7 protein-coding genes are annotated in these 6,858 nt (G+C 68.5%); 4 read left to right on the forward strand and 3 right to left on the reverse strand.

The window, feature by feature from the left end:
* The 4 genes from ispH to WA805_RS30175 form a co-directional block, all read left to right on the forward strand.
* The coding region (ispH, locus tag WA805_RS30160; RefSeq protein ID WP_425244022.1) for a 4-hydroxy-3-methylbut-2-enyl diphosphate reductase at window positions 1-949 on the forward strand (949 nt) is incomplete at its 5' end.
* Between the two features lie 5 nt (window positions 950-954).
* The gene (gene hpnH / locus WA805_RS30165) at window positions 955-1,953 is read left to right on the forward strand and encodes an adenosyl-hopene transferase HpnH (protein WP_422282383.1); all 999 of its coding nucleotides are present in this window, start codon (window positions 955-957) and stop codon (window positions 1,951-1,953) included.
* 842 nt (window positions 1,954-2,795) lie between these two features.
* Window positions 2,796-4,364 (forward strand): ABC transporter permease, encoded by a 1,569-nt coding sequence (locus WA805_RS30170; protein ID WP_425244023.1) that lies wholly within the window; start codon window positions 2,796-2,798, stop codon window positions 4,362-4,364.
* Window positions 4,365-4,394: 30 nt separating this feature from the next.
* Window positions 4,395-5,072, forward strand: coding sequence for an ABC transporter ATP-binding protein (locus WA805_RS30175; protein WP_422282387.1), 678 nt, complete (start codon window positions 4,395-4,397; stop codon window positions 5,070-5,072).
* 14 nt (window positions 5,073-5,086) lie between these two features.
* Here WA805_RS30175 and WA805_RS30180 read toward each other — a convergent pair whose 3' ends face one another.
* The 3 genes from WA805_RS30180 to WA805_RS30190 all read right to left on the reverse strand — a co-directional run.
* Window positions 5,087-6,028, reverse strand: coding sequence for a serine protein kinase RIO (locus tag WA805_RS30180; protein ID WP_422282389.1), 942 nt, complete (start codon window positions 6,026-6,028; stop codon window positions 5,087-5,089).
* A gap of 165 nt (window positions 6,029-6,193) precedes the next feature.
* Window positions 6,194-6,514: a hypothetical protein gene (locus WA805_RS30185; protein WP_422287733.1), complete on the reverse strand. Its 321-nt coding sequence runs from the start codon at window positions 6,512-6,514 to the stop codon at window positions 6,194-6,196.
* A 129-nt stretch (window positions 6,515-6,643) separates the two neighbouring features.
* A partial coding sequence (locus WA805_RS30190) for a hypothetical protein (RefSeq protein ID WP_425244024.1) occupies window positions 6,644-6,858 on the reverse strand: 215 nt, incomplete at its 5' end.

A 6,858-nucleotide genomic window follows, 5' to 3' on the forward strand; every position in this document is an offset into this window, starting at 1 on the left:
GCAGTGGGCCGCCGTCTGCCGGGAGCGGGCGGTGCTGCTGGCGGGGCCGCGGTCGTTCTGCGCCGGGGTGGAGCGGGCCATCGAGATCGTCGAGCGGGCCCTCGAGTTGCGCGGCGCGCCCGTGTACGTGCGCAAGCAGATCGTGCACAACACCCGGGTGGTCTCCGACCTCGAGCAGCGTGGCGCCGTGTTCGTTGACGAGCTCGACGAGGTGCCGGACGGCGCTACGGTCGTGTTCTCCGCGCACGGCGTGTCGCCCGCGGTGCGCTCGGACGCCTCGGATCGCGGGCTGTCGGTGATCGACGCGACCTGCCCGCTGGTGTCGAAGGTGCACGCCGAGGCGCGCCGGTTCGCCCGCGAGGGGTTCACGGTCGCGCTGATCGGCCACGCCGGGCACGAGGAAGTGGAAGGCACCCTCGGGGAGGCGCCCGAATCCACCGTGCTCGTGGAGACGGCCGCCGATGTCGCGGCGCTGTCGCCCGCGGACCCGTCGAAGGTGGCCTACCTCATGCAGACCACGCTGGCCGTCGACGAGGCGACCGACGTGGCGGGCGCGCTGCGGGAGCGGTTCCCCTCGATGCGGGCGCCAGGCAGCGACGACATCTGCTACGCGACGACCAACAGGCAGGCGGCGGTCCGCGCCGTCGCCGAGGAAGCGGACCTGGTGCTCGTCGCGGGCTCAAAGAACTCCTCCAACTCGGTGCGGCTGGTGGAGCGGTCCGAACGGGCGGGCACGCCCGCTTACCTCATCGACGGAGCCACGGACATCCAGCTCTCCTGGCTGTCCGGAGTCTCCGTAGTCGGGCTCACGGCGGGGGCATCCGCGCCGCCAGCGGTGGTCAGCGAGATCATCACGGCGCTCTCCGGGCTCGGCACAGTCACGGTGACCGAGCGGGTCACCACCACCGAATCAGTACAGTTCGGCCTGCCCAGGGAGGTACGGCGCTAATGTCTATGCCACTGTCCGTCAGTATGCGCATCGGGGCACACCTGATGAAGCAGAAGCTGCGCGGCATCAAGAAGTTTCCGCTGCTGGTGGAGCTGGAGCCGCTGTTCGCCTGCAACCTCAAATGCAACGGCTGCGGGAAGATCCAGCACCCCGCTTCGGTGCTGAAGCAGCGGATGCCGGTCGAGCAGGCGGTCGCGGCGATCGAGGAGGCCGGCGCGCCGATGGTGTCGATCGCCGGCGGCGAGCCGCTGATGCACCCGCAGATCGAGGTCATCGTGCAGGAACTGATCAAGCGCAAGAAGATGGTCTTCCTGTGCACGAACGCGATCTTGCTGCCCAAGCACCTGCACAAGTTCACGCCTTCGCCGTACTTCCGCTGGGTAGTGCACATCGACGGGCTGCGCGAGCGGCACGACGAGTCGGTGTCGAAGGAAGGCGTGTTCGACCAGGCCGTCGCGGCGATCAAGCTGGCGCAGGAGAAGGGGTTCAAGGTCAACACCAACACCACCTTCTTCAACACCGACACGCCGCAGACCGTCATTGACGTGCTCGACTACCTCAACGACGAACTCGGCGTGGACGACCTGCAGATCTCCCCCGGGTACGCCTACGAGAAGGCGCCCGACCAGGAGCACTTCCTGGGCGTCGAGGAGACCCGCGAGATGTTCCGCAAGGCGTTCTCGGACGGCCGCCGCAAGAAGTGGCGCCTGATGCACACGCCGCTGTTCCTCGACTTCCTCGAGGGCAAGGTCGAGTACGAGTGCACGGCGTGGTCGATCCCGTCGTACTCGCTGTTCGGCTGGCAGAAGCCCTGCTACCTGATGTCCGACGGGTACGTCTCGTCGTATAAGGAGCTGATCGAGACCACGGAGTGGGAGAAGTACGGCCGGGGCAAGGACCCGCGCTGCGCGAACTGCATGGCCCACTGCGGCTACGAGCCCTCGGCCGTGATCGCCACGATGTCGTCGCTGAAGGAAGGCATCCGCGCCCTCCGCGAAAGCTGAACCCCCGGGTGTGGGGTCGCTGGGCTTGCGGGGATTCCGGCCGCGTTCAGTCGGTGCCTGAGAGCGGCACCGAACAACGCGGCGGAACCCCGCTGCGCCCTCGCTCCACCCCAGAGGCGGAGCACCGGAACCGCCTGCCGACGGCGGCCATAGCGTCCCCCATTTCACGGCAGTCACTTTTGGCCGATAGCTTCCCGGGCGCGTACTCCGGCGGCGGTACCCACCGCCTGGGTCGAACTGCTGTATTGGCGGTGTGGTCCACAGGTGCGGATCTATTGGCGGTGTGGACCACACCGCCAATAGACGCCCTTCCGGGCGGCGTCATTTCTGCTTCGGGTACCCCAATGGTCTCGGTACTCCCGGCTTTGGGGCGTCCGCCGGGTCCGTGATCATGGCAAGAAAGCCGCCCGACCATGATCACGAAGGAAAAATCTCCTATGCGCGAACTTTTCTTTCGTGATCATGAAATCAGCGGGCTCAGGTCGGCCGCCGCGCCCTCGCGGGCGGGGCGTCCCGGAGAGCCGGGCAAGGATTTCAGCAGTCAAACCCTAATAGGCGGGACACGAGGCAGACGGTTTCATGGCGGTAGCCCTCTCCGTACTCCGCTAGACATCGGAGAGGACGATGCAGGGACCTTGGCCGTTCAGCTCCTGTAAGTTGGCATCCCCAAGCGCCAGCCCGGTCGGCGGGGCTGGCCTTCAGCGTTCTAGGGCTGGGGCTGGTTCGCAGGTCTTTTTCAGAGTCTCCTCAGGTAGCGCCTAGAGCATTAGCGGCGGCGCGGATGCAGCGTCCGGGGCGTGTCACGCTCTACCGGCACGGCGGGTCCGCGCCACCACTAAATCTTGAGTTCGCTGAGGAGTCTGATGTTCTTCACCTATATCGGGCGTGAGCTGCGGAGACGGATGCGGCAGTCGATCTTTATAGCGATCGGCCTGGCGCTGGGAATCGGCCTGGTGATCACCGTGACCGCGGCGTCGGCCGGGGTCAAGAACGCCCAGGCGTCCGTCCTGCACTCGCTGTACGGCGTCGGCACGGACATCACCGTGACGAAGGCGCCGGCCGCGGGTTCGACCGGCAACGGGTTCGGGTTCGGCTTCCGGCAGTCGATCGGGTCGACCAGCCGCCCGAAGGCCGGCAGCAAGATCGACAACAACACGCTGTCCGCCGGCGGCACGCTGGCGTCGCTCGCCTCGTCCAACGTGACCAGCATCGCGAAGATGGACAACGTGGCGGCCGCGGCCGGCGGCCTGACGCTGAACGACCGCACGATCAGTGGCACGGTTCCCGCGCTCAACTTCAACGGCGGAGGCGGCGGGTTCCGCAACGGCAGCTCCAGCAGCGGGAGCGGTAACCCCAGCAGCTTCGGCGCGAACTTCAACATCAACAGCTTCACCGTGAACGGCGTCGACATCGCCAACGGCGAACTCGGCCCGCTCAGCACCGGGAAGGTCAGCTCCGGGCGGACGTTCACCACCGCCGACAACGCGGCGGACGTCGCGCTCGTCGACTCCAGCTACGCGACGCAGAACAAGCTCAAGGTCGGCTCCACGATCGCCGTCGGCAACTCGAAGAACGCGGCCACCAACTTCAAGGTCGTCGGGATCGTCAGCGAGCCCGCGGGCGACAACCCGGCGGACGTCTACATCCCGCTCGGCGTGGCGCAGTCGCTGGCCAACCTGAAGAACGACGTCAACACGATCTACGTCACGGCGAGCAACAGCGGGGACATCAGCTCGGTGGCGAGCTCGATCTCCAAGGCGGTGCCCGGCTCGACCGTCACCGACCAGAACACGCTCGCCAGCGAGGTCACCGGCTCCATCTCGAGCGCGGCGAGCCTGGCGAACAACCTCGGCAAGTGGCTGGCGATCGCGGTGCTCATCGCCTCGTTCTTCCTGGCCAGCCTGCTCACGATGGCGGCCGTCACGCGGCGGATCCGTGAGTTCGGCACGCTGAAGGCGCTCGGCTGGAAGAGCCGCAGGATCGTTTTCCAGGTGATGGGCGAGGCGGTCGCGATCGGCATCGTGGGCGGCGTGATCGGCGTCGGCCTCGGCTTCGCCGGCGTGGCGCTGGTCAACAAGTTCTCGTCACCGCTGACCGCGAGCCTCGCCAGCAACACCACCGGCTCGGCCACGCCGGGCGGCGCGCGCCAGTTCGGCGGCGGAGGCGGCGGCGGCGGAGGCGGGTTCCCGACCAGCGGCACCGGCGGCGGGAACAATCCCTTCCGCGGCGCGTTCTCGAACGCGGCCCGTACCGCAGGCACCGTCACGGAGCACCTGCACGCACCGGTCACGATTGCCGTGATCATCCTCGCGGTCGGCCTCGCGATCCTCGGCGGGCTGATCGCCGGAGCGTTCGGCGGCTGGCGGGCGGCGCGGCTGCGCCCGGCGGACGCCCTGTCCAAGGTCGCCTGAGGGCGCGGATTCACCGGGAGACGAAGATCCATGTACAAGCTCACGAACGTGACCAAGGACTACCCCAAGGGCCGCGAAACAGTGCACGCGCTGCGCGGCGTCAACGTGGAGATACCTGACGGCGAATGGATGGCCATCCAGGGGCCGACCGGGCACGGCAAGACCACGCTGCTGCAGATCCTCGGCGGCCTGGACCGGCCGACCTCCGGCTCCGTCGACTTCGACGGCCGCGACCTGGCGCGGACGCGGGAGACCGCGATGACGAAGGTGCGGGCCAACTCCATCGGCTTCATCTTCCAGACCTTCAACCTGATCCCCACGCTGTCCGCACAGGAGAACGTGGAGACGGCGCTGGTCCCGCTCGGGGTCAGCGGCGCGTCGCGGCGGGCCCGCGCCGCCGAGGCACTGAACTCGCTCGGGCTCGGCGACCGGCTCCGCCACCTGCCGGGGGAGCTGTCCGGCGGTCAGCAGCAGCGCGTTGCGATCGCCCGCGCGCTGGTGAAGGAGCCCACGGTCCTGCTCGCCGACGAGCCGACAGGCAACCTGGATGAGGACACCCGCGACGAGATCATCGGCCTGCTCGAGAAGCTCTGGCAGGACAACGGGCTGACGATGGTGATCGTCACGCACGACAGCTCGATCGCCCGCCGCGCCCAGCGGCTGGGCACGATGCGGAACGGCAAGCTCACCGTCAAGCAGACCGTCTAGCCGGATACAGACGGTCAGGCCAGGCGCGCCTCCTCGGCGAGGAGGCGCGCCAGCCTTTCCGGGTCCGCGCCGGGCAGCCCGCGGGCGGCGAACCACGCCGCGACGTTGCGGGCGTCTCTGTCGAGGAAGCCGCGCCCGTTCGGGTGCGACACCACGTCGACCACCTGCGGCAGGTCGATCATCACCAGCCGCCCGCCGTGCACCAGCAGGTTGTACGGGGACAGGTCGCCGTGCGCGTACCCGAGCCCGGCCAGGCCGGCGAGTGCGGCCACGAGCTGATCCCACAGGGCGGCCAGTTCGGCGCCGTCGGGACGGGTCTCGGCCAGCCGCGGCGCGCCGGTGCCGTCCGGATCGCCGATGAACTCAAGCAGCACCTCGGTGCCGGTGATCTGCACGGGGTAGGGCACGGGCAGCCCCGCGCCGTACAGCTGGCACAGCGCGCCGAACTCGGCGTTCGCCCACTGACCGGCGATCGCCTGCCTGCCGAACGCGCTCCGGTTGGCGGCCGCGCGGTTCACCCGGCTCTCCCTGGTGCGGCGCCCTTCCAGGTACCCGGCGTCCCGGTGGAACAGCCGGTGCTCCGCGCCCCGGTACCGCTTGGCCGCGAGCAGGCACGACCGGCCACCAGGCACGCCACGACGCAGCAAGTAGACATCGGCTTCCTTGCCGGTCTTCAGGATGCCGAGCTCGGTGTCGACCGCGGCCAGCTCGGTCACGAGCCACTCCGGGTGCGGTCGCGGACCGCGCTCGGTGGGGGTGGACTGGTCCCAGGTGGACCAGCGATCGCCCTCGGGCAAGCCGTCGGTTGCGTCGCCGGCATCTTCGGTGGCGAGCCTGGGGCGGTACCGCTCGCGCTTGGCGGACGTCGCCTCGTCGTCGAAATACGGCCGGCGCTTACGGCCGGCGCGGCGGACCCTGCCGTACGCGGGGTCGAAGGATTCTGCGCTGTCGCGCACTGCTGCTCCTGAGGTGGGCCGTGGAAAGGACGGGCTGAGTGCAGCCCGCGGCGGGCGTAGACATCAGGGCCCCTCCTTTCGCACAGCCGACCGTGAGGCCGGCGCCTACCTGTCGCGCGTGCAGCGTCCCATTCCGGCGACGATCACCGCAACTGAATTATCCGGTCAGGACTTGCCGCCTCCGTTGTGGCCGCTGCGCAGGTCGTGCAGGACGCGCTTGGCGCTCTCCTCCGCCTTGCGCACGGGCTCCCGCTGGCGCAGGTCCGTCATCGCGGTCGCGGCCTTCTTGGCCGTGTCGCTGTCCCGCATGTCCTTCATCGCGGTCGCGGCGCGCTGGGCCTGAGCCGACGCCTGGCGGCGCAGCTCAGCGGTGTCGACCGACCGGTTCGTCAGGGCGGACCGGATGCTCGAGTTGGACCACCAGTTGCTGAACTTGGTGCTCCACGGGTTGATGAGCTCCCGGATCCGGCGCTCGTAGTCGTTCATGATTACCTCCTGCTAACAAGATATATCGCGTTGTGCCTTAGTGTCCACCTTCGCCGACACGACCGTGGTTCCTACCCAGAAACCCGTTATATTCACGTCTCTTGCGGGCGCGGGCCGACGATACGGACTCTAGGGGTGAATGCGGGAGCAGGGGACGGTCGCTTTGGGGGCATCCCAGGTGGGCAGCGAGATCTCGCCAGTTGTGCTCCTGGCGCAGGCAGTCAGCCATTGGTGCACAGTGTGCGTCCAGTAACCCTGGCTGACGCGGCTGGGTGAGTAGTACCTGTAGTCAGTCACCCAGCCGAACGCGAGCGCGCAGGTCAGCGCCGCGACCGCGACTAGCG

This window comes from Trebonia sp., assembly GCF_049794275.1.
Taxonomy (GTDB): domain Bacteria; phylum Actinomycetota; class Actinomycetes; order Streptosporangiales; family Streptosporangiaceae; genus Trebonia.

Bases quoted from the DNA above. Each gene is read 5' to 3' on its own strand.
- hpnH (WP_422282383.1), top strand. From the start codon at position 955: ATGCCACTGTCCGTCAGTATGCGCATCGGGGCACACCTGATGAAGCAG.
- WA805_RS30175 (WP_422282387.1), top strand. From the start codon at position 4,395: ATGTACAAGCTCACGAACGTGACCAAGGACTACCCCAAGGGCCGCGAA.
- WA805_RS30185 (WP_422287733.1), bottom strand. From the start codon at position 6,514: ATGAACGACTACGAGCGCCGGATCCGGGAGCTCATCAACCCGTGGAGC.